Genomic DNA, 25929 nt, shown 5'->3' on the forward strand with positions numbered 1-25929 from the left:
CGGCCGGTCACGGCTCCTTGCGGAAGATCTCGTTCTTCAGGCGTTCGCGGGTCTCGTCGAGGAGGGCCTGGGCCGCGGCGAGGCCGTCGTCGTCCAGGCCGGCCTTCTTCGCCGACTTGCGGACGTCCTCGACGAACTTGCGGAGCAGCCGCTCCAGCTTGAGGCGGGCGACGTCCTCGCTGGTGCCGGTCGCCGTCTTCCAGGCGTCGTCCCAGTTCTGCCGCCACTCCTCCTTCCACGTCTGCTTCTGCTCGCGCCAGTGCTCCTTCTGGCGCTTCCACTCGTCCTTCTGGCGCTCCGTCGTCTCCTTCCACGCCTCCTTGGACGTGGTCTTGCCCTGGTCGCGCATCGTCCGGGCGGCCTGCGTCAGCTCCTCGCGCAGCGTCCGGACCGTCTGCCGGACGTCCTCCTGCACGCCGCGCGCGAACTCCTGCGCCGAGGCGGAGATCTCCTCCTCCAGTTCGGCGAGCTCGTCCATCCGGCGCTCCAGCTCCTCGCGGCCCTTGTCGGTCAGCGAGTACACCTTCTTGCCCTTGATCACCTCGTGCGTGACCAGGCCCTCGGACTCCAGCCGGGCGAGCCGCGGGTAGATCGTGCCGGGGGAGGGCGAGTAGACCCCGAGGAACCGGTCCTGCAGCAGCCGGATCACCTCGTAGCCGTGCCTCGGGCTCTCCTCCAGCAGCTTCAGCAGGTACAGCCGCAACCGACCGTGCCCGAAAACGGGGCTCACGTCTCATTTCTCCATTCGGGGGCCGGTGATGGTCTCGGGGGCGTCGTCGCGGCCGAGGAGGGTGATCGCGCCGGAGACGGTGTTGACCGCCAGCCGTCCGGAACCGTCGCCGATCTTGCCGGTGACGCTCTGCGCGATGGTGCGGTCCTGCCGGGAGAGTTCGGGGAAGGACGTCTCGATGCGCCCGGCGGCCGAGTTCAGCGAGACCTGCGCGCCGGCGGACTCCGGAACGCGCAGCGCCACCTCGCCCGACACCGTGTTGACGTCCACGCTCGCGCTGCCGGGCAGTTCGACGTCGGCGGCGACGCGGCCGCTGACCGTGCGGGCGCCGAGCCGGTCGATGGACGCGCCGGCGAGCGCGAGGTCGCCGGACACGGAGGTGAACGAGACCGTCCCGTCCAGGCCCTGCGCCTCGATCGCGCCGGACACGGTGTTGGCGTCGATCGCGCCCGCCACCCCGTCCAGCGTGACGTCGCCGGAGGCGCTCTTGATGGACGTGCGGGTCGTCATGCCCGTCACGATCGCGTCCGCCGACACGAGGTTCAGCGAGACCGGGCAGTCGTGCGGGACGGTCACCGTGATCGCGGCGCTCGCCTTGTGGGTGCGCAGCCAGCTGAGCACGCCCTCCCACAGCTTCTCGTGGGTGACGGTCAGCATGCCGGCCTCGTGCGTGACCACCAGCGGGGGGCCCTCGACGTCGCCGACCATGATGGACGGCCGCTCGTCGGAGGCGAGCACCGAGACGCTGCCGGCGATCAGCGTGATCCGCAGCGCGACCACGCCGTCGAAGTCCAGGGTGGTGGGTTCGTCGATCGTCCAGCGCGACATCACGATGCCCTTCGTCCGGCTCCTCCGTCAGTAGACACGATATGTCGCGTCACGGGAAAGTCAAGACATATCGCGTGTTGTGCGAGGTGGGTCACTCGTCGTCTTCGTCGTCCAGGCGGGCGAGCCAGGTGGCGAGGCGGTCGACGGGCGTCTCGAACTCCGGGTTCAGGTCGACGAACTCGCGGAGCCGCTCGGCCAGCCACGTCAGGCTGACCTCCTCCGCGCCGCGCCGGTCCGTCAGTTCCTCGATGCCCCGATCGGTGAAGTACATGTAGCGGTGTCTTCTTTCTTGATCTTGCCCTCGGGACGCCGAGAGCCCCGGCGCGACGCACCGGAGCCCTCGGGTCTGCCTGCTTCCTTCTCCGCCCGGCCTACTTCCGCTCGCCGAACAGTCTCGCCATCAGGGCCTCCTGCTCGGCCTGGTGCAGCTTCGCCGAACCGACCGCGGGCGACGACGACGCCGGGCGCGACACCCGCGACATCTTCAGGCCCTCGATGTGGTGCGGCAGCTTCAGCGCCATGAACGGCCAGGCGCCCATGTTGGCGGGCTCGTCCTGCACCCACACGACCTCGGCGCCGGCGGGGTACTTGGCGAGTTCGGCCTTGATCTCGTCCACCGGCGGCGGGTAGAGCCGCTCGACCCGGACGACCGCGGTGTCGTTCGCGCCCGCCGCGCGGCGCGCCTTCACCACGTCGTAGTAGATCTTGCCGGTGGTCAGCAGCACCCGCCGCACGCCCGCCGGGTCGATCGCCGGGTCGCTCTCCGGGATGACCGGCTGGAACGCGCCCTCGGTGATCTCCGCGACCGGCGACGTGGCCGCCTTCAGCCGCAGCAGCGACTTCGGCGTGAACACCACCAGCGGCTTGTGCCGGCCCGACAGGACCTGCCAGCGCAGCAGGTGGAAGTAGTTCGCCGGCGTGGTCGGGTACGCCACGGTCATGTTGTCCTGCGCGCACAGCTGCAGGTACCGCTCGATCCGCGCGGACGAGTGGTCGGGCCCCTGGCCCTCGTAGCCGTGCGGCAGCAGCAGCACGACGCTGGAGTGCTGGCCCCACTTCTGCTCACCGGACGAGATGTACTCGTCCACCACCGACTGGGCGCCGTTGGCGAAGTCGCCGAACTGGGCCTCCCAGCAGACCAGGGCGTCCGGACGGGTCATCGAGTAGCCGTACTCGAAGCCCATCGCCGCGTACTCGCTGAGCAGCGAGTCGTGCGCGTAGAACTTCGACACGCCCTGCCCGAACTGCTTCAGCGGCGTGTACTCCTCGCCGGTCTTGCGGTCGACGAGGACCGCGTGCCGCTGGCCGAACGTCCCGCGCCGGGTGTCCTGCCCGACCAGCCGCACCGGGCGGCCGTCGATCAGCAGCGAGCCCATCGCGAGCAGCTCGCCGGTCGCCCAGTCGATCGCGTCGTCCTCGATCATCTGGGCGCGGCGCTGCAGGATCGGCTGGAGCCGCGGGTGCGGGGTGAAGCCCTCCGGCAGGCTGACCTGGGTCTCGATGATCCGCTTGACGGTCTCCGGCGGGATCGCCGACCCGGCCTTGCCGTGGTCGATCGGGATGCGCTCCTCGACGTCCGGCTTGACCACCGAGCCCGGTTCGAGGGGCTTCTTCACCGCCTCGCGGGTCTCGGTGAAGGCCCGCTCCAGCTGCTCCTGGTAGTCGCGGAGCGCCTGCTCGGCCTCCTCCACCGTGATGTCGCCGCGGCCGATCAGCGCCTCGGTGTACAGCTTGCGCACCGAGCGCTTGGCGTCGATCAGGTCGTACATCAGCGGCTGGGTGAACGAGGGGTTCTCGCCCTCGTTGTGGCCCCGGCGCCGGTAGCAGACCATGTCGACGACGACGTCCTTCTTGAACGTCTGCCGGTACTCGAACGCCAGCCGCGCGACCCGGGCGCACGCCTCCGGGTCGTCGCCGTTCACGTGGAAGATCGGCGCCTGGATCATCCGGGCCACGTCGGTCGCGTAGACGCTGGACCGCGAGTACTCGGGGGCGGTGGTGAAGCCGACCTGGTTGTTGATGATCACGTGCACGCTGCCGCCGGTGCGGTAGCCGCGCAGCTGCGACAGGTTCAGCGTCTCGGCCACCACGCCCTGCCCGGCGAACGCGGCGTCGCCGTGGATCAGGATCGGCAGCACGGTGAAGCCGGCCTCGCCGACGTCCAGGACGTCCTGCTTGGCGCGGACGACGCCCTCCAGCACCGGGTCGACCGTCTCCAGGTGGGACGGGTTCGCGACCAGCTCGGTGTGGATCTTGGAACCGTCGCTGGCGACGAAGTCGCCGGACGCGCCGAGGTGGTACTTCACGTCGCCGGAGCCCTGCGCGCTGCGCGGGTCGAGGTTGCCCTCGAACTCGCCGAAGATCTGCGCGTAGGACTTGCCGACGATGTTGGCGAGGACGTTCAGCCGGCCGCGGTGCGCCATCCCGATGACGACCTCGTCGAGGCTCTCCTTCGCCGCCGCCGAGATCACCGAGTCCAGCAGCGGTATGACGGACTCGCCGCCCTCCAGCGAGAACCGCTTCTGCCCGACGAACTTCGTCTGCAGGAACGTCTCGAACGCCTCGGCGCTGTTGAGCCGGCGCAGCACGTGCAGCTGCTCCTCGCGCGACGGCTTTTCGTGCGGGACCTCGACGCGCTCCTGGATCCAGGCGCGCTCCTCCGGGTCCTGGATGTGCATGTACTCGATGCCGACCGTCCGGCAGTACGCCATCCGCAGCACGCCGAGGATGTCGCGCAGCTTCATCGTCGGCTCGCCGCCGAACCCGCCGGTCGCGAACTCGCGCTCCAGGTCCCACAGGGTGAGGCCGTGCTTGAGGATGTCGAGGTCGGGGTGGCGGCGCTGCTTGTACTCCAGGGGGTCGGTGTCGGCCATCAGGTGGCCGCGGACCCGGTAGGCGTGGATCAGCTCGTGGACGCGCGCGACCTTGGCGACGTCGTCGTCATGGGCGGCGGAGATGTCCTTGACCCAGCGCACCGGCTCGTACGGGATGCGCAGCGCCTCGAAGATCTCGTCGTAGAAGCCGTCCTCGCCGAGCAGGAGCTGATGGATGCGGCGCAGGAAGTCGCCGGACTGCGCGCCCTGGATGATCCGGTGGTCGTAGGTGGAGGTCAGCGTCATCACCTTGCTGATCCCCATGCGCGACAGCGTGTCGCCGGACGCGCCCGCGAACTCGGCCGGGTACTCCATCGCGCCCACGCCGATGATCGTGCCCTGGCCGGGCATCAGCCGCGGCACCGAGTGGACGGTCCCGATCGTGCCCGGGTTCGTCAGGCTGATCGTGGTGCCCTGGAAGTCCTCCAGGGTGAGCTTGCCGCCGCGGGCCTTGCGGACGATCTCCTCGTAGGCGGCCCAGAACTGGCGGAAGTCCAGCGTCTCGGCGGCCTTGATGCTCGGCACGACGAGCTGCCGGGAGCCGTCGCTCTTCTGCAGGTCGATGGCCAGCCCGAAGTTGACGTGCTCGGGCCGGACCAGCACCGGCTTGCCGTCCACCTCGGTGAACGCGGCGTTCATCTCCGGCATCGCCGCGAGCGCCCGGACGATCGCGTACCCGATCAGGTGCGTGAACGAGACCTTGCCGCCGCGCCCGCGCTTCAGGTGGTTGTTGATGACGATGCGGTTGTCGACCAGCAGCTTCGCCGGCACGGCCCGCACGCTCGTCGCCGTCGGCACGCCGAGGCTGGCCTCCATGTTGGTGGCCGTCCGGGCGGCGACGCCGCGCAGCCGGACCTCCTCGGCGCCCGCCGGCACCGGCGGCGGGGCGGGCTTCTCCGCCTTCGGCGCGGGCTTGGCGGCCGGCCTCGCGGGCGCCGCCGGCGGTGCCGCGGGCCGCTGCGATGTCGGCGGAGCGGCCGCGGTGCCGTTCGCGGCCGCCGGGGCCGCGCCGTCGGTGGTGGCCGGTGGGGACGCGGGGGTCGCGGACGACGGCCGGCTGTCCGGCTGGTAGTCCGCGAAGAAGTTCCACCAGGCCTCGTCAACGGAGTTCGGGTCTTCGAGGTACTTCTGGTACAGCTCGTCGACCAGCCACTCGTTGGCGCCGAAATCGGTGATCTTTGGGTCGGCACTAGTTTGCGACGACTCTGTCGACACGGCGGAGATCGCCCTCTTCCGCTGCTCGCAGGTGAGTTCTGAGACGCACCCCAGGCTACTGTAGTGAAGGCCCGGCCGCGTGCCTCAGTGACTGTGAGGAGCGACCGTCGGGCCTTCGCTGGCCTGGACGAGGACGAAGCCCTGGCCCTGGTACGCCAGCTGCATGGCCTCGCCGCTGCCGCGGCCGATGAGGGCGCCCGCCTTGAAGGTGCGGTTGACGCCGACCTGGAGGCTGGTGCTCCACGCCACGGCGGACTGGCCGTCCGCGAACGTGGGGGCGCGGCCGCAGTCGAGCATGACGGGGGTGCCGTGCGTGGTGAGCGCCACCCAGCCGGTGCCCTGCAGGGTGGTGTTGAACAGGCCGCCGGCGGCGATGCCCGCGCCCTGGACGCGCTGGATGTCGGACTGCAGCGTCGAGTCGTAGGCGAGGATGTTCTTGCCGTTGACGGTGATGCCCTCGTTCTCCAGGTAGAAGAGGTGGATGTCGTCGGCGTCGTTCGCGACGAACAGCAGGCCCTGGCCCTTGACGCGCATCAGCGGCACGCCCTCGCCGGTCAGGGCCTTCTTCATGAACTTGCCGATGCCGCCGGAGCCCTCGTAGTCGAACTCCATCTGGCCCTGGAACGCGACCATGGAGCCCTGCCGGGCCAGGACGTCCCCGTTCAGGTGGACGCGGAGCATCTTGGAGTTCTGGAGGGCGAAGTGGCCGGGAAGCTGGCCCTGGTCGAGGTTGCCGAAGAACTGGCTGCGCATGGTCGGGTCATGCCTTTCGTGCGGATTACAGGAGATCCGCCAGCATAACGACGGGTCGGAGTCAGAGGTCCCGGCCGTGTGGAACCGTCCAATCCACGAGCGGGCCCTTCGCGACCACGCCGGACGGGTTGATGTTGCGCTGCGTCACGTAGTAGTGGCGCTTGATGTGGTCGAAGTTCGTCGTCTCGCCGAACGCGGGGACCGAGTACAGGTCGCGCGCGTACGCCCACAGGTTCTCGTAGTCGACCAGGCGCCGCAGGTTGCACTTGAAGTGCCCGTGGTAGACGGCGTCGAAGCGGGCCAGGGTGGGGTAGAGGCGGACGTCGGCCTCGGTAATCTCGTCGCCGAACAGGTAGCGGCGGGTGGAGAGGCGCTCTTCGAGCCGGCCGAACGTGTCGAAGAGGGCGTCGAACGCCTCCTCGTAGGCGCCCTGGGACGTGGCGAACCCGGCCTTGTAGACCCCGTTGTTGACGGTCGTGTAGACGAGCTCGTTCAGCTCGTCGATCTCGGGGCGGAGCGCCTCCGGGTACAGGTCGGGCGCGCCCGGCCGATGGTGCGCGGTGAACTCCGTCTCAAACATCGTGGTGATGTTCGGGAAGTCGTTGGTGACCAGGCTCTCGGTCTCGGTGTCCCAGATGGACGGGACGGTGTAGCGGCCCTCGAACGACGGGTCGGTGGCGAGGTACAGCTCGGAGAGGAAGACCGCGCCGGTGACGGGGTCGCGGTCGGGGAACCGCCAGCCCTTCTCGTCCCGGATGGGGTCGACGACGGCGACGCCGATGACGTCCTCCAGGCCGAGGAGGCGCCGGACGATCAGGGTGCGGTGGGCCCACGGGCACGCGTACGAAACGAACAGCCGGTACCGGCCGGGCTCGGCGGGGAACCCGGACGAGCCGTCCGCGGTGATCCGGCCGGTGAACCGGTTCGCCTGCCGGACGAACCGGCCTGCCTCGACCTCCTGAACGCTCACGCGTGCCTCCCGCAGCCGCTCGCCCGTCCCGGATCATCGTCCGAATGACCGATCCGGGCCGGGAACCTCGCGGATACCATAACCGTCGGTAGCAGGTGTGAAACGACCGCGGACGCGGTCGCGCCGGGAACGAGATGGCGGGGGTCCATGCTCGAGCACTTCAACGCCCTGGTGGACGGGCTGCCGCCCGCGATGATCTACCTCGTCATCGCGGCGCTGGTGTTCGCCGAGGCCGCGCTGTTCGTCGGGTTCGTGTTCCCCGGCGAGACCGCGATCGTCGTCGGCGGCGTCCTCGCCAGCCAGCACGTGCTGGCGCTGCCGCTGCTGCTCGCCATCGCGGTGGCCGCGGCGGTCGCGGGCGATTCGGTCGGCTACGAGATCGGCCGCAAGTACGGGCCGCGGCTGCTGGACGTCGGGGTCATGCGAAAACACCGCGCCAAGGTCGCCGGCGCGCAGGACCTGATCCGCCGCCGGGGCGCGTTCGCGGTGTTCATCGGGCGGTTCACGGCGTTGCTGCGGGCGCTCATGCCCGCGCTGGCGGGCAGCTCGCGGCTGCCGTATCCGAAGTTCCTGGTCTTCAACGTCATCGGCGGCGTGGCCTGGGTGGCGACGTTCACGCTCGGCGGCTACTTCGCGGGCACGGCGTTCGAGCACGCGGCGAAGCTGGCGGGCCGGGGCCTCGCGATCGGGCTCGCGGTGGCGGCCGTCGCCGGGCTGGCGGTGTGGACCGTCCGCAAGCGCCGCAGGGAGGCGCTCGAGGAGGCCGCGGCGGAGGCCGGCGCCGGGGAGCCCGGATTGGACGGGGAACCCGCGCGAACCGTCCCGGAGACCTAGACGTGCATCCGGCCGCTGATCATCGGCAGGTCGAGGTAGGTGCGGATCCCGGGATCGGCGGCGCACACCGCCGGGACGGAGTTCAGCGCGTGCGCGGACGCCGCGGAGATCACGTCGGAGACCCAGTCCTCGTCGATCGCGAACGTCAGTGACGGGCGGCCGTCCACCCGGAGCGAGTACCCGGGGCGGCCCCACTCGTCCGACATCCGCGCGGCGTTGGCCTTGTGGACCACCTCGACGGTGATGACGGGCCGGCCGGCGGCCAGCCCGCTGAACGTCCAGCGGGCCGCCGCGACGGTGCCGTGCGGGATCGGCCCGGCGGCGGTGGCGAGGTCGGTCCCGGCGAGCCGGTAGTCGACGTCCACGTCGATCTCGTCGAGGTCGACGCCGAGGCCCGCCGCGACCAGGTGCAGGCTCTCGCCGAACATCGCGCGCATCGCGGCCCGGTTCGGCCGCAGCGCCCGCTGGTACGCCTCCTCGGTCTTGCCGAAGCCGAGCATGTCGTGGACCATCCGCCAGGACGGGTGGCGGGCGAAGTCCGAGCACTCGCGGGCGTAGACGTGGGTGATCCGCCGGGACAGCCGCGACAGCACGAGCGGCATGACGTCGGCCATGAAGCCGCCGCTCACGCCGCTGCCGTGCACGGACGTCCCGCCCCGCTTGCACGCCTGCTCCAGCTCGCCGGTGAACTGCGGGCCGTGCGCGTGCGGGTAGACGAGCCCGCTGACAGAGATCAGGTTCTTGCCGGACGCCAGCAGCGCGCAGATCGTGTCGAGTTCGGCGAACCGGTCGTGGACGGGGCTCGGGGCGTAGATCACGCAGTCGGCGTCCAGGGCCAGGATGTCCTCGATGTCGCGGGTCGCGGCGACGCCGATCGGGTCGCGGCCGGCGAGGGCCCCGGCGTCGGCGCCCTCCTTGGCGGGGGTGTGCACCCAGACCCCGGCGAGTTCCATGTCGTCGCGGTCGAGGACGCCCCTGATCGCGCTGCGTCCGATGGCGCCCGTCGCCCACTGCACGACGCGGTACGGGCGGCGGCCTGCGGTCGGCGCGTCGACGGAAATCATCGAGACGGGACCTCCGTTGCTCCTCGCGGTTCGCCCGAGACTACGCGGCGGCTTCGGCGAATTGCGGCAATCAGCGCAACTTCCGTCCTGTCCATGGTACGCGGGAACGACCCCGGTGGAGCCTGCCCGAGTGAGATTCGGTTTAGTGGTACCACTTGGTAACCCCCGGATGATTTCCTGGGGGCGGGCCCCACGATGTGAGGAGAAGCGAATGTCGGAACTGCGCTACGACGGCCGGGTCGCGGTCGTGACCGGGGCCGGCCACGGCCTCGGCCGCCAGCACGCCCTGGAGCTCGCCGCGCGCGGCGCCAAGCTCGTGGTCAACGACCTCGGCGGCGACCGGTCCGGTGTCGGCGCCTCCGCCGGCCCGGCCCAGGAGGTCGTGGACGAGATCAAGAAGAACGGCGGCGAGGCCGTCGCGGACCCCGGCAACGTCGCGACCCCCGAGGGCGCGCAGGGCGTCATCAAGACCGCGCTCGACGCGTTCGGCAAGGTCGACATCGTCGTCAACAACGCGGGCATCCTGCGCGACAAGTCGTTCAAGAACATGTCCGTGGAGGAGTTCGACGCGGTCATCGCCGTCCACCTGCGCGGCTCGTTCCTGGTGTCCAGCGCCGCCTGGTCGCACCTGCGCGAGCAGGGCTACGGCCGGATCGTGAACACCTCGTCGCCGGCGGGCCTGTTCGGCAACTTCGGCCAGGCCAACTACTCCACCGCGAAGATGGGCCTGGTCGGGTTCACCAAGACCCTCGCGCAGGAGGGCGCCAAGTACAACATCAAGGCCAACGCGATCGCCCCGGTCGCCTGGACCCGGATGACCGAGGACCTGCTGCCCGCCGACTTCGCCGACAAGCTCGGCGTCGACCAGGTGACGCCGCTCGTCGCCTACCTCGTCCACGAGAGCAACGAGGACTCCGGCGAGGTCTACACCGTCGGCGGCGGCCGGATCGCGAAGATCTTCGTGGCGGAGGGCCCCGGCTACGGGCAGAACAGCACGCTGTCGGTCGAGGACGTCCGGGACAACTGGGCGGCCATCAGCGCGGCCGAGCCGCTGACGGTGTTCAAGAACGTGGGCGAGCAGATGGGCCCCCTGATCCAGCAGCTCACCTCCTGAGCCGTTGGGCGGGATCAAGCTCGACCGGCGGGACGGGGTGGTCACGATCACCCTGTCCCGGCCGGAGCGACTGAACGCCGTCGACGGCGCCGTCACCGAGGAGATGCTCGACGCCCTGAACGAGCTGGCGCGAGACCCGTCCACGCACGTGGTCGTGCTCACCGGCGAGGGCCGCGGGTTCTGCTCGGGCATGGACATCCAGGGCGGCGACCCGGGCGGCGAGACCGCCGAGGGCCGCGTCCAGCGGCTCTACCGGGGCATCGCGCGCGGCGCCGAGGTCACCGCGCGGCTGCGGGAGATCCCGCAGCCGGTCATCGCGGCGCTGCACGGCCCGGTCGCGGGCATGGGCGTGTCCTGGGCGCTGGCCTGCGACCTGCGGGTCGCCGACCCGACCACCCGGTTCGTCGTGCCGTTCACCGACCTCGGCCTGTCGGCCGGGGACTGCGGGCTCTCCTGGCTGCTGCCGCGCCTGATCGGCCCGGCGAAGGCCGCGGAGATCTCCTACCGGGCGCAGCGGCTGGACGTGCACCGCGCCGCCGAACTCGGCCTGATCACCGAGATCACCGCCGAGGGCGCGGACCTGGCGGGCGCCGATGCGCTCGCCGATGAACTGCTCACCAAGTCCCCGTACGGCCTGCGCCGTACGAAGGAGCTGCTCAACGCGTCCCTGGACGCCCCCGGCCTCCGCCGCCAGCTCGCCGCGGAGACGGCCGTCCAGACGCTCGCCTTCTTCAGCGAGGACCTCGCCGAAGGCATGACGGCGACGCTGGAGAAGCGCACGCCCGAGTTCAAGAACCGCTGAGCCGGGCCCAGGGGGGCGACCCCCTGGGCTACTCGGCGAGTGCGGTGGAGAGTGCTTCCACGTAGCGCAGGGCGGCCAGGCGGGCCAGGGCCGGGTGGGCGCCCAGCGGGGCCGAATGGGCGGCGCCCACGATCGCGGCGGCGGACGCGACCACCGCGGCCTCCGGCTCGGGGCCGATCAGGTGCGGCGCGACCGCGATGGACGCGGCGCCCGCGGCGCGCAGCTGCTCCGCCGCGACCTTCACGGACGCCTCGTCGTTCAGCGAGGCGGTGAAGACCGGCGCGGCCAGCCGGGAGGCGAGCAGCACGCCGGTGACCTCGGCCTGCCGGACGGCGGTCGCGTCCCCGGGCGTCGCGACGATGACGCCGGACGCGGCGGTCACCATCGTCATCAGCCGGATCCGGTCGGCGCGGGCGAGGCCGGCGTCGGCGAGCCGGTCGTGCAGCGCCTCGGCGATGAGCGGGTGCGGGCCGAGCGGCTCGGCGGCGACGGCGCGCACCGGCGCGCCCGCCACGGCGGCGTGCACGGCGCGGTCGAGCCGCGGGTCCGGACCGGTGGACAGCGGCACCACGACGGCCGTGAGTTCGTCCTGCTCCTGCCGCAGCGCGGCGAGGATGCCGTGCAGGCCCGCCTCGTCGCCGTCCAGGTACCCGACGTAGGCGGGCTGGCCGGTGTGCTCGATCTCGACGAGCCGGGCCAGCTCGGCGGCGGTCTCGGTGCCGGCCTGCCGGGCGTGCCCGGGGACGGCCAGGATCAGCGTGGGGGATCCGGGGGGCAGCAGGAAGGACTCGTCGCCGCGGTGCCGGCCGCCGCGGGGGGTGCGGCGCCGTCGCGACGGCAGTGCCTCGGATGCCTGGCTTTCGGGACTCACGGCGGGAATCGTAACGCCCTCGGGCCCGGGAGCCGTCCTCCCGGCCCGGTGGACCGTGTCCCTGGGCCCGGCGGGAGCGACCTCGTTCCGGCCTCCGTCGTTGCCTGTATGGATCGCGGATCTCCTTCCCGTGCCGGCGCGACGCGAGCGGTGGTGAAGAAGCAGAGTATGGCGCAATCCTCCGGAGCAACAGGGGGAAATGAAGTAAATTGTCCTGATTTGCCGCTATCCGGTTGCGGCGGATGCGGCAAGATCACCCGGCCCGGGCGCATCGCCGCAGGTGACACGGAATGATGCCAATGCGTCCGAAAGGCGCCAAAGGGGTTGCGGTCTCGTCACGGGCCACCTTTATGATCCATGGACCCTCCTGGCCGGAACGTTCGAGGTCACATGAAAACCCCCCGTACGCGATCGATTCGCTCGAAGGTGACCGCGCTGCTGCTCGTGCCGCTGCTCTCCCTCGTCGCGCTGTGGGGGTACGCCGCGAGCGTCAGCGGCCGTGAGGCCCTCGCCCAGCGCAAGTACCACACGCTCGACCGGACGTTCGGGCCGAGCGGCCAGAGCGTCCTGGTGGAGCTGGGCAGGGAACGGCAGATGTCCGCGACGTTCCTCAGCACGCCGCGCTCCACCCCCGGCGGGACGCCCGTCTCCCTCGTCGCCCAGCGCACCCGCGTCGACCAGGCCGTCGAGCGGTTCCGCCGCGAGGCCGGCTCGGAGGCCGCGCGGGACGCCACGACCGAGGAGATGGAGAGCCGCGTCACCGACGTGCTCCGGGCGTTCGGCGGCCTCGGCGGGCTCCGCTCGGCGGTGGACGGGCGGCTCGTCGACCGGCTGACCGCGATCAACGGCTACAGCACGATGGTCGACGACGTGCACCGGCTGTACGACGGCCTCATCGTCATCGACGACGCCGGCGTCTACGGCTGGACGCTGTCCACCCGGCACGCCGCCCGCGGCATGGAGCTGCTGCAGCGGGAGAACGCGCTGATCGCCTCCGCGCTCGTCACCAACGGCCGGATGACGGCGGCCGAGCACCGGCTGTTCGTCGAGATGGTCGGCGAGCAGCGCTGGCAGTGGATCAAGCAGCGCACGCTGCTGGACCCCGTCGTCTACCGGACCGGCGTCGCGCCGGTGTTCGCGTCCCCGCGGTACCAGAGCTTCAAGGCGATCGAGGACCGGATCGCCGGCGCGGACTCGCGCCGGACGCTGCCCATCGGGACCCAGGAGTGGCAGCGGACCGCCGACCCGCTGATCCAGTCGATCAACGAGATGGTCCTGGCCAACTCCAAGCAGGCCGCCGAGCATGCCGACGAGCTCGGCCGCGAGGCCTACGTCAGGCTCGGCGTCGTCGGCGGGCTCGGCCTGCTCGCGATCCTCGCGTCGGTGCTGCTGTCGCTGCGGTTCGCGCGCGGGTTCGTCCGCGAGCTGGTCGGGCTCCGCGGCTCCGCCGAGGAGCTGGCCGACCGGCGGCTGCCCGGCGTCGTCGCGCGGCTGAGCCGCAACGAGAGCGTGGACGTCGCCGCGGAGGCGCCGCCGCTGCACGCGGGCAGCACCACCGAGATCGCCCGGCTCGCCGGCTCGTTCGCCAAGGTGCAGCGGACCGCCGTCGACGCCGCCGTCGGCCAGGCCGAGCTGCGCGCCGGCGTCAGCCGCATCTTCCTCAACATCGCCCGCCGCAACCAGTCGCTGCTGCACCGCCAGCTCACGATGCTGGACGGCCTGGAGAGCCGCGCCGAGGCCGACGACCTGGAAGACCTGTTCCGCATCGACCACCTCACCACCCGCATGCGGCGGCACGCGGAGAGCCTGATCATCCTGTCCGGCGCCACCCCCGGACGCGGCTGGCGGCAGCCGGTGCGGTTCGCCGACGTGCTGCGCGCCGCCGTCTCGGAGATCGAGGACTACACCCGCGCCACCGTCCTCACCGACTCCGAGGACGGCCTGGTCGGCTCCGCCGTCACCGACGTCATCCACCTGCTCGCCGAGCTGATCGAGAACGCCGCGACCTTCTCCCCGCCGAGCACCGAGGTGCGGGTCAAGGCCGAGCGGGTCGGCGCCGGCTTCGCCGTCGAGATCGAGGACCGCGGCCTCGGCGTCAAGCCGGAGCTGCTCGCCGAGGCCAACCGGCGGCTCGCCGAGCCGCCCGAGTACGACCTCGTCGACACCGACCAGCTCGGCCTGTTCGTCGTCGCGCGGCTCGCCGCCCGGCACGACATCTCCGTGACGCTGCAGCGGTCCCCGTACGGCGGCGTGACCGCGGTGGTCCTACTGCCGCACGACCTGGTCGTCCCGGCGGAGCACATGGCGGCGGGCATGCTGCCCCCGGCATCGGAGCCGGCCCAGGCGTCCCCGCTCGACACGCTCACCGACGGCGGTGCCGAGGACGGGCAGAGCCCCGTGCTGGTGCCCGCGCCGCCCTCCGAGGCCGTCGTCCCGCTGCGCGACACCGACCGCGCGGACGCGGAGCCCGTGGAGGCCGAGCTTGTGGAGGCCGAACTCGTGGAGGCCGGGCCCGCGGCGGCCGAGCCCGCGGACCCCGTCGAGGCGCCGCCCGTGCTGCCCGAGCTCACCGGCCCGTGGGGCGCCCCCGAGCGCCCGGCCGCCGCGGTCCCGCCGCGTCCCGCGCCGAACCCGTGGTCGGACGACGCCGTCCCGCAGCCGGTGGCGACCGTGCCGCAGGCCGCCGAGGACGACGACTGGGAGCCGGCGGGGACCCACGCCGGGCTGCCCCGCCGGGTCAGGCAGAAGAACCTGGCGCCGCAGCTGCGCAAGAGACCCCCGCCGCCCCCGGCGCCGCCTGGCGGGACCGCGTCCGGGGGCATCGCACGCTCGCCCGAGGAGGCACGCTCGCTGATGGCGTCGATACAGCAGGGATGGCGGCGCGGCCGCGCGACGGATGTGGGGGAAGAGGGAACCCGATGATGCACAACACCGTGACCGGTGAGCTGAACTGGCTGCTCAACGACTTCGCCGAGCGGGTGACGACGGTGCGGCAGGCGGTGATCCTGTCGCGGGACGGCCTGGCCGTGGCCGCCTCCAACGAGCTGGCCCGCGAGGACGCCGAGCACCTGTCCGCGCTGGCGTCCGGCGTGCAGAGCCTCGCGCGCGGCGCCGGCCGGCACTTCGCCGGCGGGAACGTCCGGCAGACCATCATCGAGATGGACGCGCTGCTGCTGTTCGTGACGGCCGCAGGCGACGGCACCTGCCTCGCCGTCCTCGCCGACGCCGAGGCCGACGCCGGCCTCGTCGCCTACGAGATGGCCGTGCTGGTCAAACGGGTCGGGCAGCACCTGCAGGCGGGCCCGAGGTTCGGGACGGAGGCGGTCGGCGAGGACTTCGGAGGCGCCGGGGGGACCGCGCCGCGGGGCTTCTGACCGATGGACCCGTCGGCAGAGCGGTGGCTGGACCGGGACGCCGGTCCGGTCGTGCGCCCGTACGCGATGACGCGGGGCCGGACCCGTCCCGACGGCGCCGGCTTCGAGCTCATCGCGGTCGTCGCCGCCACCGGCGTCCCGCCCGGTGACCGGCTGCGCTACAGCCCCGACCACACGCGCGTGCTGCGGCGCTGCGCGTCGCCCGTCCCGGTCGTCGACCTGGCGGCCGACCTCGGGCTGCCCATCGGCGTCGTCCGGGTCCTGCTCGGCGACCTGCGGGACGAGAGGCTCGTCGCGGTGGTCGCCGAGGCGCAGCCCGCGGCGGGCCGCCGCCCGCCGAACGGCGTGCTGAGGGAGGTGCTCAATGGTCTCCGCGCACTCTGAGGGGACGGGCCTCGCGTCCCGCCCGCCGGTCACCACGAAGATCCTCATCGCGGGCGGGTTCGGCGCCGGCAAGACCACGATGGTCGGCTCGATCAGCGAGATCAGGCCGCTGCACACCGAGGAGCCGCTGACCGACCGCGGCATCGGGGTGGACGACGTGTCCGGCGTCGGCGCGAAGTCGACCACGACCGTCGCGATGGACTTCGGCCGCATCACGCTGTCGGACCAGCTGCTGCTCTACCTGTTCGGCACGCCCGGCCAGGAGCGGTTCTGGTTCATGTGGGACGAGCTCGCGACCGGCGCGATCGGCGCCGTGGTGATCGCCGACACGCGGCGGCTGAAGAGCTGCTTCCCCGCCGTCGACTACTTCGAGCGGCGCGGCGTCCCGTTCGTCGTCGCGGTGAACTGCTTCGACGGGCTGCGGACGCACCGGGCCGAGGACATCGCGATCGCGCTCGACCTCGACCCCGGCGTCCCGGTGGTGCTCTGCGACGTCCGCCGCCGGGAGTCGTCCAAGGAGGTGCTCGTCGCGCTGATGGAGCACGTCCTGACCTGGCCCGACGAAGGAGCCGCCGGAGAGGGGGCGGCAGGCGGTGATCGGATGCCCGATCATCGCGAACCCGCGACGTAGTAGGCTCCCGCACACCCCCGTACTACACGCATCGGGAGGTTCCCCGCATGTCCCACCCCCAGTGCCGTACGAACCAGTGCAGGAGGACGAGACAGTGAGCAGGGTCCGCCAGCCGTGATGGCCCGCGGTTTCGCCTCCATCCGGGCGAGGATCACACTCCTGGTCCTCGTGCCGCTGCTCGCGCTCGCCTCACTGTGGGTGTTCCTCACCGGCATCACCTACGGCGACGCGCACCAGCTGCTGCAGAGCCGCGACTTCCAGCAGAAGACGGTGCTGCCCACGCAGCAGCTCATCGACGCGCTGCAGAAGGAGCGGCGCCTGTCGGTGGCCGAGCTCGGCGGCGCCCGCAGCGACCCGGGCATCATGCGCACCCAGCGGCAGGCCACCGACGACGCGGGCGCCGCCGTCCGCGCCGGGTCCCGCGACGACGGGCTGCGCGGCGCGATCCTGCCCGGCGTCGTCAAGCGGCTGGACGACCTCGTGGCCCGCCTCGGCACGCTGAAGTCGCTGCGCCGCAGCGTCGACGAGCGGACCGGCGGCCGCGCCGAGGTGCTGCGCGAGTACGGCGAGCTCATCGACGCGGGCTTCGCCATGTACAGCGCGACCACCCCCGCGGACGGCCGGATCGCCGCCAGCGCCCGCACGCTCACCTCGTTCGGCCTCGCCCGCGAGTACATGGCGCGCGAGGACGCCCTGCTGACCGGGGCGCTCGCCGCCGGCCGCATCACCGCCGCCGAGCGCTCCGAGTTCGCCAAGCTGGTCGGGGCGCACCACACGCTCCACGAGGTCAGCGCGCGGGAACTGCCCACCCCCGCCCGCGCCCGCTACGACCGGCTGATGGCCTCCCCGCCGTTCATGCGGATGATGAAGCTGGAGGACCAGGTCATCCGCGGCGCCGAACCGCCGAACGCCGCCGCCGTGGCCCGCGGCCGGACGCCCGGCGCCTCCGGGACCGGGACGGCGGGAACGGGAACGGCGGCAACGGGAACGACCGGGACCGGGACGGCGGCCACGACCCCGTCGCACGGCCATGGAGCCCAGCCCCCCGGCGGCACCGGGCAGTCCGCCGCGCGCGGCCCCGCCGTCATCGAGCCGTCCGTCTGGCGGTCCGTCGCCGACGAGGCCAACGGGCGGCTGTACCAGATGGAGAACCAGGTCCTCGACGAGGTCACCGACCAGGGCCAGCAGATCGCGATCGGCGCGTTCACCCGGCTCGGCCTCGCCGGCGGGCTCGGGCTCGTCGCGATCGTGCTGTCGTCCTTCATCGCGGTCCGCGTCTCCCGGCGGCTGGTGCGCGAGTGCCGCACGCTCGCCGGCGGCGTCGTCGACTTCACCCAGAAGCGGCTGCCGAAGCTCGCCGAGCAGATCATCGCCGGGCATCCCGCCGATCCGGAGCCGGAACCGGCGCTCGACTACCGCATCACCGAGATCCGGCAGATCGCCGAGTCGTTCGACCGCGCCCGCGAGGCCGTGCTGGTGGCCGCCGAGGGCGAGGTCGCGGCGCGGCGCGGCATCAGCGAGGTGTTCGTCAACCTCGCGCGCCGCAACCAGGCGCTGCTGCACCGCCAGCTCAGCCTGCTCGACACGATGGAGCGCCGCACCGAGGACCCGTCCGAGCTGTCGGACCTGTTCCGCCTCGACCACCTCGCGACCCGGATGCGCCGGCACGCCGAGGGCCTGGTCATCCTCGCGGGCAAGACCGCCGGGCGCGGCTGGCGCCGTCCCGTCCCGCTGGTGGACGTGGTGCGCGGCGCGGTCGCCGAGGTCGAGGACTACCCGCGCGTCCGGGTGCAGCCGCTGCCGCGCGTCGCGCTGCTCGGCTCCGCCGTGGCCGACGTCATCCACCTGCTCGCCGAGGTGGTGGAGAACGCCACCACGTTCTCGCCGCCGCAGTCGCCGGTGCGGGTCAGCGGGCAGGTCGTCGCCAGCGGGTTCGCGATCGAGGTCGAGGACCGCGGCCTGGGGATGACCGAGGAGGGGCTGCGCGCCGCCAACGAGCGGCTCGCGAACCCGCCCGAGTTCGACCCGTCCGACAGCGCCCAGCTCGGCCTGTTCGTCGTGGCGCGGCTCGCCCAGCGGCACGGCATCACGGTCACCCTCCGCCCGTCCCCCTACGGCGGGACGACCGCGATCGCGCTGATCCCCGCCTCGCTCATCGTGGAGAACGCCGCCGACCCGGAGCCGGCCGTGCGCCGCCCGACCGGGCCGATGCAGGCGCTGCCGGAGCAGGCCGCGGCGCTGTCGGCGTTCGCGAGCCGCCCGGCGGTCGAGTCCGGTGGTGTGATGCGGCTGGTCGCCGAACCGGCCGCACCGGAGCCGTCCCGTCCCGCCGCGCGGCCCGCGCCGCCGCCGGTTCCGCCGCCCGCGCCCGCCGTGGCGCCGCCGGAGCCGCAGGCGGCGCCGAGGGAGGGTGAGCTGCCCAAGCGCCGCCGCCAGACCCACCTGGCGCCCCAGCTCAAGGAGCGGGTGGACGCGCACCTCGCCGCGCAGGGCCAGACGCCGCCCGTCCCCGACGAGCCGCCCGCCGTGCCGCCTGCCGAGCCTCGGGCCGCGCCGCCGGGCCCGCCGCCCGCGCCGGAACCGGCGGGGATGCCGCTCGCGGCGCCCGTCCCCATGGACGCGCCCCCGCCGCCCGCCGAGCCGGCCGGGACCGCTCCGGCGGGCGCGGACCCGGACGACGACGCGGCCCGCTCGGCCGAGGCGATGCGATCGATGCTCTCCGCCATGCAGGCCGGCTGGCAGCGTGGCAGGCAGGAGGCGGCCGACGCGGAGGCCCCGGGCCCGGCCGCGCGGAATCCAGGCGACCAGGAGGACGACACCCCATGACACATGCCCAGCACTCCGGCGCGGAGGTCCCGGGCGGAGCCGGAGGTGACCTGAACTGGTTGCTGGACAGCCTCGTCCAGCGGGTCGCCGCGGTGCAGAACGCGGTGGTGCTGTCCAGCGACGGCCTGAAGATCGCCGCCTCCCGCGGCCTCGCCCGCGAGGAGTCCGACCACATGGCCGCGGTGGCCGCCAGCTTCCAGAGCCTCGCGCGCGGGGCCGGGGAGTCGTTCGGCGGCGGCCCCGTCCGGCAGACCATCGTGGAGATGGAGTCGTCGTTCCTGTTCGTCACCGCCGCCGGGCGCGGCGCGTGCCTGGCGGTCCTGGCCGCCGCCGACGCCGACCTCGGGATCATCGCCTACGAGATGGCGATGCTGGTCACCCGGGTCGGCCAGCACCTGTCCGCGGACCCGCGGGTGGCCGCGGCCGATCCCGGCGGGCGGTGACATGGGCGGGACGGCCTGGTACGACGACGCTGCGGGGCCCGTGGTCCGCCCGTACGCGCTCACCGGGGGCCGGACCCACTACGACGGCGACGAGTTCGACCTCGTCGCGCTGATCGCCGCCGCGGACCCGCCGGCGCCCGCGGAGGACGCGCTTCCCGCAACGCCGTGGGCCCTGGAGCCGGAACATGACATGATCCTGGAGCTTTGCCGCACCCCGTTGTCGGTCGCCGAGATAGCGTCGGATCTGGAACTCCCCCTCGGGGTGGTCCGTGTCCTGCTCGGTGATCTGCTCGACCACTCGCTGATTCAGGTCCGGCGCCCCGCGCCGGTGGCGCAGTTCCCCAGCGAGCGCGTACTCAAGGAAGTGATCGATGGAATCCGTGCGCTCTGACGCGGCCGCCCACCAGGGCGAGTCCGCGCTGACGGTGAAGATCCTCGTGGCCGGTGGTTTCGGCGTCGGAAAGACCACCCTGGTGAGCGCGGTCAGCGAGATCCGCCCGCTGCGCACCGAGGAGGCGCTGACCGAGAAGAGCATCGGGGTCGACGACACCAGCGCCGTCGCGAACAAGACGACGACGACCGTGGCGATGGACTTCGGCCGCATCACGCTGCCGAACGGCCTGGTCCTGTTCGTCTTCGGCACCCCCGGCCAGGACCGCTTCTGGTTCATGTGGGACGAGCTGGCCAAGGGCGCCCTCGGCGCCGTCGTCCTGGTCGACACCCGCCGGCTGGCCGACTGCTTCGCCTCGGTCGACTACTTCGAACGGCGCGGCGTCCCGTTCATCATCGGCGTCAACCAGTTCGACGGCGCCGGCCAGCACTCCCACGACCAGGTCCGCAACGCCCTCGACCTCCCCGCCGACGTGCCCGTCATCGACTGCGACGTGCGCGACCGCGAGGACGCCAAGCGGGTCCTCATCACCCTGGTCGAGCACATCATGCGCACCATGAGCGGCCGCCAGGCGGTCAGCTACTGAGATCGGCCGAGCGGCCCCCGTCCGATGGGCGGGGGCCGTTCGCGCTGCCAAGCTTTGTCCTCTGAGTGGAGAAAGTTGTGATGATCTAGAGAAAAGGTCTTCTCAACGCGGCGAAAGCGGGTTACGGTCTCGGCCATGAGACCGGAGTCACACGGCTGCACCGATCCCGAGAGGACGACGTGATGCGCATGTCGGCTCGTCCGCAGAACGTGCATCAGGCACGGCTGCTGCGGCTGCTGCGCGACGAGGGGCCGCGCTCGCGCGCCGAGCTGGGCGACGTCGTCAGGCTGTCGCGATCGAAGCTGGCGGTGGAGCTGGACCGGCTGGTCGAGCTGGGGCTCGTCGAGGGCGCCGGGCTGGCCGCGTCGCGGGGCGGCCGGCGGTCCGGGATCGTCCGGCTGTCGCCGAGCCTGCGGTTCGTCGCGTTCGACATCGGCGCCACCTCGATCGACGTCGCGGTGACCGACGGCACGCTGGAGGTCCTCGGCCACGTGAGCGAGCAGTGCGACGTGCGGCAGGGCGCGACCGTCGTGCTGGAGCGGGCGCTGGAGCTGCTCGGCAAGCTGCGCGACGAGGGCCTCATCCCGCAGGTGCACGGCACGGGCATCGGGGTTCCCGGCCCGGTCAGCTTCCGGGACGGCATGCCGGTCGTCCCGCCGATCATGCCCGGCTGGGACCGCTTCCCAGTGCGGGACGCGATCGGCCAGGAGCTGGGCTGCCCGGTGCTGGTCGACAACGACGTGAACCTGATGGCGCTCGGCGAGCTGCACGCGGGGCTCGCCCGGTCGGTCGACGACTTCCTGCTGGTGAAGATCGGTACCGGTATCGGCTGCGGGATCGTGGTCGGCGGGGCCATCTACCGGGGCGTGTCCGGCAGCGCGGGCGACATCGGCCACATCCGGGTCGACGACGACGGGCCGATCTGCGCCTGCGGGAACGCCGGGTGCCTGGAGGCGTTCTTCGGCGGCGCCGCCCTCGCGCGGGACGCGGAGGCGGCGGCGCGGTCGGGGGAGTCGCCCGCGCTCGCCGCGCTGCTGGAGACGCACGGGGCGCTGTCCGCCGAGCACGTCGGCGAGGCGGCGGCCGCGGGCGACCCGGCCGCGGTGCGGATCATCCGGGCGGGCGGCCGGCACGTCGGGCAGGTGCTCGCCGGGCTCGTCAGCTTCTTCAACCCGGGTCTCGTCATCATCGCGGGCGGCGTCGCGGGCCTCGGCCACGCGCTGCTCGCCGAGATCCGCAGCGTCGTCTACCGCCGGTCCGCGCCGCTCGCGACCGGCAACCTGCCGATCGTGCTGTCCGAGCTCGCCGGCGCCGCCGGCGTGGTCGGCGGCGCCCGGCTCATCAGCGACCACGTCTTCTCCGCGTCCTGAGGAGGCCCCTCGAATGGAACCGCTGCTGCTGATGCGCGGCATCGTCAAGCAGTTCCCCGGCGTCCGCGCGCTGGACGGCGTCGACCTCGACGTCCGCCCGGGCGAGGTGCACTGCCTGCTCGGGCAGAACGGCGCCGGCAAGTCGACGCTCATCAAGGTGCTGGCCGGCGCCCACCAGCCGGACGAGGGCGAGATCGTCTTCGCCGGGGAGCCGGTGCGGCTCGCCGGGCCGACCGCCGCCATGCGGGCCGGCATCGCGACCATCTACCAGGAGCTGGATCTCGTCGACGGGCTGTCGGTCGCCGAGAACATCTTCCTCGGGCACGAGAAGGCGCGGCTCGGGTTCACCCGGCGCGGCGACGCCGAGCGGGCCGCGCGCGAGCTGCTCGGCCGGCTCGGGCACGGCGAGATCCCGCCGCGCCGCGAGGTCGGCCGGCTGCCGGCGGCGGGCAAGCAGGTCGTCAGCATGGCCCGCGCCCTGTCGCACGACGCCCGCCTCATCGTGATGGACGAGCCGTCCGCCGCGCTCGCGCACGACGAGGTCGGGAACCTGTTCCGCATCATCCGGGAGCTGACCGCCGCCGGCGTCGCGGTCGTCTACATCTCGCACCGGCTGGAGGAGATCCGCGAGATCGGCGACCGGGTGACCGTCCTCAAGGACGGCCGCACCGTGGCGGTCGGGCTCCCGGCGAAGACCACCTCCACCGACGAGATCGTGTCGCTGATGACCGGGCGGGACGTCGAGTACGTGTTCCCCGAGCGGCCGGCGGCGGCCGGCGACCCGGCCGAGGTGCTGCGGGTGGAGGGGCTGGCGCTGCCGGGCGCGTTCGAGGACGTGTCGCTCACCGTCCACGCCGGCGAGATCGTCGGGCTGGCCGGGCTCGTCGGGTCGGGCCGCTCGGAGATCCTGGAGACGATCTACGGTGCCCGGCGCGCCGCGCGGGGCCGGGTGCTCGTGGACGGGCGCCCCGTCCGCCCCGGCGACACCGGCGCGGCGGTGCGGCGCGGCATGGGCATGGCGCCGGAGGAGCGCAAGAGCCAGGCGCTGCTGCTGAACGAGACCGTCGCCGGGAACGTCACCGTCGCCGGGCTGTCGCGCTACGCCCGGCTCGGCTGGCTCGACCGGCGCCGCGAGGTGGCGGACGTGCGCCGCCAGATCGAGGCGCTCGACATCCGGCCGCCCGACCCTTCGCGCCCCGTCGTGACGCTGTCGGGCGGCAACCAGCAGAAGGTCGTCCTCGCCCGCTGGCTGCTCGACGCGGCGAGTCTGCGGCTGCTGATCCTGGACGAGCCGACCCGCGGCGTGGACGTCGGCGCCCGCGCCGAGCTGTACGCGGTGATCCGGGAGCTGGCCGGGCGCGGGATCGGGGTGCTGCTGGTGTCCAGCGAGGTCCCCGAGGTGCTCGGGCTCGCCGACCGGGTCCTCGTCGTCCGGGAGGGGCGGGTCGTGCACACCGGCGGCGCCCGCGACCTCGACGAGGGCACCGTGCTCAACATGATCATGGAAGGGAGTGCCCTGTGACCGAGACCCGTCATTCTGAGGGGCCGACCCCCCAGACCCCCCGGAACGGCAGGTGGGGGCCGCCGACGAAGAAGGCGGAGGCCGGCGGGCCATGGCGGCCGTTCGCGCGGGGCGGCGCCGCGGGGACCCGCGAGATCCACCATCTCGGGCTCGTCGCCGCGCTGGTGCTGCTCGCGGTCGTCGGCCTGGTGACCGAGCCGGACAACTTCGCGACGTCCGGTAACGTCATCGGCATCCTCGCGCTCGCCGCCACCATCGGCGTGATCACCGTCGGCCAGACCTTCGTGATCATCGGCGGCGGGATCGACCTGTCCGTCGGATCGGTCATGGCCCTCGCCTCGGTCTGGGCGACCACGGTCGCGACGCAGTCGTACGGGCCGGTCGTGATGGCGCTGTGCGCGATCCTCGTCGGGACGGGCACGGGCGTCGTGACCGGGCTGCTGATCTCCTACGGGCGGATGGTCCCGTTCATCGCGACGCTCGCGATGCTCGTCGCCGCGCGGGGCCTCGCGCAGCGGATGTCGGACCGCAAGACCCAGCTCGTCCGGACGGAGAACGACGCGATCGTCTCGCTGTCCACCACCAAGGTGCTCGGGATCCCGCTCGTCGTCTACATCTTCGCGGCGGTCGCGGTCGCCGGGTGGGTGCTGCTCAACCGCACCACGTTCGGCCGCCGGACGTTCGCGGTCGGCGGCAACCCGGAGGCGGCGCGGCTCGCCGGCATCGACGTCCGCCGGCACACCCTGCTGCTGTACGCGCTGTCCGGGTTCTGCTGCGGTGTCGCGGCGCTCATCATCATGGCGCGCACCACCACGGGCTCCAGCACCCACGGAGACCTGTACGAACTCGACGCGATCGCCGCCGTCATCATCGGCGGGACGCTGCTCACCGGCGGTCGCGGCACCGTCGTCGGGTCGATCCTCGGCGTGCTGATCTTCACCGTCATCACCAACCTGTTCATCCTGAACGGCCTGCAGACCAGCGACCAGCTCATCGCCAAGGGCGCGATCATCGGGATCGCCGTGCTGCTGCAGCGCCGCGGCCTCCGCTCGCCCACCTGACCTCACCCTCTCGCCCCATGTCCAGCGCCGCGCGCCGCGGGGATGCGCGCGGCGCGGGACGCCCATCCCTTCATCAGGAGCACGTCATGCGTGATCAGAGCCCTCGTCCGAGCCGCAGAGGCGTCCTGTTCGGCGGCGCCGTCGTCGCGGCCGGCACTCTCGCCGCCGCCTGCACCAGCAACAACGAGAAGGACGACCCGGCGCCCGCCGCGCAGGCCGGTTCGCTCGCCGGCGACAACGACAAGCCGGGCGAGCAGGTCACCATCGGGTTCTCCGCGCCCGCCGCCGACCACGGCTGGATCGCGGCGATCGCGAAGAACGCCGAGGCGCAGGCCAAGAAGTACAAGGACGTGACGTTCAAGCCGGTCGAGCCGACGAACGACATCAACCAGCAGATCTCCGCCGTCGAGTCGCTGATCCGGGCGAAGGTGAACGTGCTGGTGATCCTGCCGAACGACGGCGAGCAGCTGAACCAGGTGGCGCGCAAGGCGATGGACGCCGGCATCCCGGTCGTCAACCTCGACCGCGTCTTCCCCGACAAGCTGTCGTACCGGACGTGGGTCGGCGGCGACAACTACGGCATGGGCGTTTCCGCCGGCCACTACATCGGCAAGAAGCTGAAGGACAAGGGCGTCTCCGACCCGGTGATCGTGGAGATCCAGGGCATCGCGACGCTGCCGCTCACACAGGACCGCAGCAAGGGCTTCGCGGACGCGCTGAAGTCCTACGGCTTCTCCGTCACCGCGAAGCAGGACGCGAAGTTCACCGTCGAGTCCGGCAACCAGGTCGCGTCCAACCTGCTGCAGGCGCACAAGAAGATCGACGCGATGTGGAACCACGACGACGACCAGGGCGTCGGCGTGCTCGCCGCGATCAAGCAGTCCGGCCGCAAGGAGTTCTTCATGGTCGGCGGCGCCGGGTCCGCGAACGCCATGCGGGACATCAAGGCGGGGAGCGGCGTCCTGGAGGCGACCGTCACCTACCCGCCGACGATGGCCGCGTCCGCGATCAAGCTGGGCCGGCTGATCGCGCAGGGCAAGGGCATGGCGGACCTGGTGGAGCTGCAGGTCCCGCAGTCGATCACGCTGGCGTCGGAGACGGTCACCAAGGACAACGTCGACACGTACATGCCGCTCGGCTTCGAGTCCTGAGCGACGGTGGCGTCCGTGCGCCCGCCCCTCCTTCGGCGGGCGGGCGCACGGACCCGGCGCCGGGCGGCCGCGGCCGAGCCCGCGGATCGACCGGGACCGGTCCGGGGGGCGTCCCCCGGAAACGACACAGAGAGGT

General features: G+C 72.4%; 23 protein-coding genes. 15 read left to right on the top strand and 8 right to left on the bottom strand.

Annotation, left to right across the window (positions count from 1 at the left end; all coding sequences use genetic code 11):
• Positions 1 to 7 precede the first annotated feature (7 nt).
• From AL2_RS13070 to AL2_RS13095, 6 genes are all read right to left on the bottom strand, one after another.
• Positions 8 to 730: a helix-turn-helix transcriptional regulator gene (locus tag AL2_RS13070; RefSeq protein ID WP_067633488.1), complete on the bottom strand. Its 723-nt coding sequence runs from the start codon at positions 728 to 730 to the stop codon at positions 8 to 10.
• A 3-nt stretch (positions 731 to 733) separates the two neighbouring features.
• Positions 734 to 1558 (bottom strand): DUF4097 family beta strand repeat-containing protein, encoded by an 825-nt coding sequence (locus tag AL2_RS13075; protein WP_067633490.1) that lies wholly within the window; start codon positions 1556 to 1558, stop codon positions 734 to 736.
• Between the two features lie 91 nt (positions 1559 to 1649).
• Positions 1650 to 1829, bottom strand: coding sequence for a DUF6104 family protein (locus AL2_RS13080; protein ID WP_067633492.1), 180 nt, complete (start codon positions 1827 to 1829; stop codon positions 1650 to 1652).
• 100 nt (positions 1830 to 1929) lie between these two features.
• On the bottom strand, positions 1930 to 5646 hold the full coding sequence (locus tag AL2_RS13085) for a multifunctional oxoglutarate decarboxylase/oxoglutarate dehydrogenase thiamine pyrophosphate-binding subunit/dihydrolipoyllysine-residue succinyltransferase subunit (protein ID WP_083946466.1): 3717 nt from the start codon (positions 5644 to 5646) through the stop codon (positions 1930 to 1932).
• Between the two features lie 84 nt (positions 5647 to 5730).
• The gene (locus tag AL2_RS13090) at positions 5731 to 6399 is read right to left on the bottom strand and encodes an AIM24 family protein (RefSeq protein WP_067633494.1); all 669 of its coding nucleotides are present in this window, start codon (positions 6397 to 6399) and stop codon (positions 5731 to 5733) included.
• 61 nt (positions 6400 to 6460) lie between these two features.
• Complete coding sequence (locus tag AL2_RS13095) at positions 6461 to 7369, bottom strand: glutathione S-transferase family protein (protein WP_067633496.1); 909 nt, start codon at positions 7367 to 7369, stop codon at positions 6461 to 6463.
• 147 nt (positions 7370 to 7516) lie between these two features.
• On the opposite strand from AL2_RS13095, the gene AL2_RS13100 reads away from it, so the two are divergent.
• The gene (locus AL2_RS13100; protein WP_067633498.1) at positions 7517 to 8203 is read left to right on the top strand and encodes a DedA family protein; all 687 of its coding nucleotides are present in this window, start codon (positions 7517 to 7519) and stop codon (positions 8201 to 8203) included.
• Here the strand turns inward: AL2_RS13100 and AL2_RS13105 are convergent.
• Positions 8200 to 9267: an NAD(P)H-dependent amine dehydrogenase family protein gene (locus AL2_RS13105; protein ID WP_067633501.1), complete on the bottom strand. Its 1068-nt coding sequence runs from the start codon at positions 9265 to 9267 to the stop codon at positions 8200 to 8202. The two genes, AL2_RS13100 and AL2_RS13105, sit on opposite strands and share 4 nt — an antisense overlap.
• A 211-nt stretch (positions 9268 to 9478) precedes the next feature.
• Between AL2_RS13105 and AL2_RS13110 the strand changes: the two genes are divergently transcribed.
• Both AL2_RS13110 and AL2_RS13115 read left to right on the top strand, forming a co-directional pair.
• Entirely contained in the window at positions 9479 to 10381 is a 903-nt protein-coding gene (locus tag AL2_RS13110; protein ID WP_067633503.1) for an SDR family oxidoreductase, read from the top strand.
• Between the two features lie 4 nt (positions 10382 to 10385).
• Entirely contained in the window at positions 10386 to 11183 is a 798-nt protein-coding gene (locus AL2_RS13115) for an enoyl-CoA hydratase/isomerase family protein (RefSeq protein ID WP_067633504.1), read from the top strand.
• 28 nt (positions 11184 to 11211) lie between these two features.
• Here the strand turns inward: AL2_RS13115 and AL2_RS13120 are convergent, their stop codons facing one another.
• Entirely contained in the window at positions 11212 to 12054 is an 843-nt protein-coding gene (locus AL2_RS13120; RefSeq protein WP_067633506.1) for a sirohydrochlorin chelatase, read from the bottom strand.
• Positions 12055 to 12480: 426 nt separating this feature from the next.
• On the opposite strand from AL2_RS13120, the gene AL2_RS13125 reads away from it, so the two are divergent.
• The 12 genes from AL2_RS13125 to AL2_RS13180 all read left to right on the top strand — a co-directional run bounded on the left by AL2_RS13125 (position 12481) and on the right by AL2_RS13180 (position 25793).
• On the top strand, positions 12481 to 14976 hold the full coding sequence (locus AL2_RS13125) for a sensor histidine kinase (RefSeq protein WP_067633508.1): 2496 nt from the start codon (positions 12481 to 12483) through the stop codon (positions 14974 to 14976).
• Positions 14973 to 15428: a roadblock/LC7 domain-containing protein gene (locus AL2_RS13130; RefSeq protein WP_439951365.1), complete on the top strand. Its 456-nt coding sequence runs from the start codon at positions 14973 to 14975 to the stop codon at positions 15426 to 15428. Before AL2_RS13125 ends, AL2_RS13130 begins: the two co-directional genes overlap by 4 nt.
• Positions 15429 to 15431: 3 nt before the next feature.
• Positions 15432 to 15812: a DUF742 domain-containing protein gene (locus AL2_RS13135; protein ID WP_067633510.1), complete on the top strand. Its 381-nt coding sequence runs from the start codon at positions 15432 to 15434 to the stop codon at positions 15810 to 15812.
• Positions 15793 to 16443 (top strand): GTP-binding protein, encoded by a 651-nt coding sequence (locus tag AL2_RS13140; protein WP_083946468.1) that lies wholly within the window; start codon positions 15793 to 15795, stop codon positions 16441 to 16443. The genes AL2_RS13135 and AL2_RS13140 overlap by 20 nt, the downstream gene beginning before the upstream one ends.
• Before the next feature lie 117 nt (positions 16444 to 16560).
• Positions 16561 to 19269, top strand: a complete 2709-nt coding sequence (locus AL2_RS13145; RefSeq protein ID WP_067633512.1) for a sensor histidine kinase — start codon at positions 16561 to 16563, stop codon at positions 19267 to 19269.
• On the top strand, positions 19266 to 19712 hold the full coding sequence (locus AL2_RS13150) for a roadblock/LC7 domain-containing protein (RefSeq protein ID WP_067633514.1): 447 nt from the start codon (positions 19266 to 19268) through the stop codon (positions 19710 to 19712). The genes AL2_RS13145 and AL2_RS13150 overlap by 4 nt, the downstream gene beginning before the upstream one ends.
• A 1-nt stretch (position 19713) precedes the next feature.
• A complete protein-coding gene (locus tag AL2_RS13155) occupies positions 19714 to 20103 on the top strand; it encodes a DUF742 domain-containing protein (RefSeq protein ID WP_067633516.1) in 390 nt (129 codons plus the stop codon).
• Positions 20084 to 20689, top strand: coding sequence for a GTP-binding protein (locus AL2_RS13160; protein WP_067633518.1), 606 nt, complete (start codon positions 20084 to 20086; stop codon positions 20687 to 20689). Before AL2_RS13155 ends, AL2_RS13160 begins: the two co-directional genes overlap by 20 nt.
• Positions 20690 to 20871: 182 nt before the next feature.
• Positions 20872 to 22059 carry an ROK family transcriptional regulator gene (locus AL2_RS13165; protein ID WP_210747985.1) on the top strand — a complete coding sequence of 396 codons (1188 nt, stop codon included), beginning with the start codon at positions 20872 to 20874 and terminating at the stop codon, positions 22057 to 22059.
• Between the two features lie 13 nt (positions 22060 to 22072).
• Positions 22073 to 23581 (top strand): sugar ABC transporter ATP-binding protein, encoded by a 1509-nt coding sequence (locus AL2_RS13170; RefSeq protein ID WP_067633520.1) that lies wholly within the window; start codon positions 22073 to 22075, stop codon positions 23579 to 23581.
• A complete protein-coding gene (locus AL2_RS13175; RefSeq protein WP_083946469.1) occupies positions 23578 to 24642 on the top strand; it encodes an ABC transporter permease in 1065 nt (354 codons plus the stop codon). The genes AL2_RS13170 and AL2_RS13175 overlap by 4 nt, the downstream gene beginning before the upstream one ends.
• Before the next feature lie 86 nt (positions 24643 to 24728).
• A complete protein-coding gene (locus tag AL2_RS13180) occupies positions 24729 to 25793 on the top strand; it encodes an ABC transporter substrate-binding protein (protein WP_067633521.1) in 1065 nt (354 codons plus the stop codon).
• Positions 25794 to 25929: the final 136 nt, after the last annotated feature.

It is taken from the genome of Actinomadura latina NBRC 106108, assembly GCF_001552195.1.
GTDB lineage: Bacteria > Actinomycetota > Actinomycetes > Streptosporangiales > Streptosporangiaceae > Spirillospora > Spirillospora latina.

Coding starts and splice junctions, on each gene's coding strand:
- AL2_RS13100 (WP_067633498.1), top strand. CDS start 7,517: ATGCTCGAGCACTTCAACGCCCTGGTGGACGGGCTGCCGCCCGCGATG.
- AL2_RS13105 (WP_067633501.1), bottom strand. CDS start 9,267: ATGATTTCCGTCGACGCGCCGACCGCAGGCCGCCGCCCGTACCGCGTC.
- AL2_RS13155 (WP_067633516.1), top strand. CDS start 19,714: ATGGGCGGGACGGCCTGGTACGACGACGCTGCGGGGCCCGTGGTCCGC.
- AL2_RS13180 (WP_067633521.1), top strand. CDS start 24,729: ATGCGTGATCAGAGCCCTCGTCCGAGCCGCAGAGGCGTCCTGTTCGGC.
- AL2_RS13145 (WP_067633512.1), top strand. CDS start 16,561: ATGGCCCGCGGTTTCGCCTCCATCCGGGCGAGGATCACACTCCTGGTC.
- AL2_RS13170 (WP_067633520.1), top strand. CDS start 22,073: ATGGAACCGCTGCTGCTGATGCGCGGCATCGTCAAGCAGTTCCCCGGC.
- AL2_RS13090 (WP_067633494.1), bottom strand. CDS start 6,399: ATGCGCAGCCAGTTCTTCGGCAACCTCGACCAGGGCCAGCTTCCCGGC.
- AL2_RS13135 (WP_067633510.1), top strand. CDS start 15,432: ATGGACCCGTCGGCAGAGCGGTGGCTGGACCGGGACGCCGGTCCGGTC.
- AL2_RS13080 (WP_067633492.1), bottom strand. CDS start 1,829: ATGTACTTCACCGATCGGGGCATCGAGGAACTGACGGACCGGCGCGGC.
- AL2_RS13075 (WP_067633490.1), bottom strand. CDS start 1,558: ATGTCGCGCTGGACGATCGACGAACCCACCACCCTGGACTTCGACGGC.
- AL2_RS13110 (WP_067633503.1), top strand. CDS start 9,479: ATGTCGGAACTGCGCTACGACGGCCGGGTCGCGGTCGTGACCGGGGCC.
- AL2_RS13130 (WP_439951365.1), top strand. CDS start 14,973: ATGATGCACAACACCGTGACCGGTGAGCTGAACTGGCTGCTCAACGAC.
- AL2_RS13165 (WP_210747985.1), top strand. CDS start 20,872: ATGCGCATGTCGGCTCGTCCGCAGAACGTGCATCAGGCACGGCTGCTG.
- AL2_RS13160 (WP_067633518.1), top strand. CDS start 20,084: ATGGAATCCGTGCGCTCTGACGCGGCCGCCCACCAGGGCGAGTCCGCG.
- AL2_RS13150 (WP_067633514.1), top strand. CDS start 19,266: ATGACACATGCCCAGCACTCCGGCGCGGAGGTCCCGGGCGGAGCCGGA.
- AL2_RS13140 (WP_083946468.1), top strand. CDS start 15,793: ATGGTCTCCGCGCACTCTGAGGGGACGGGCCTCGCGTCCCGCCCGCCG.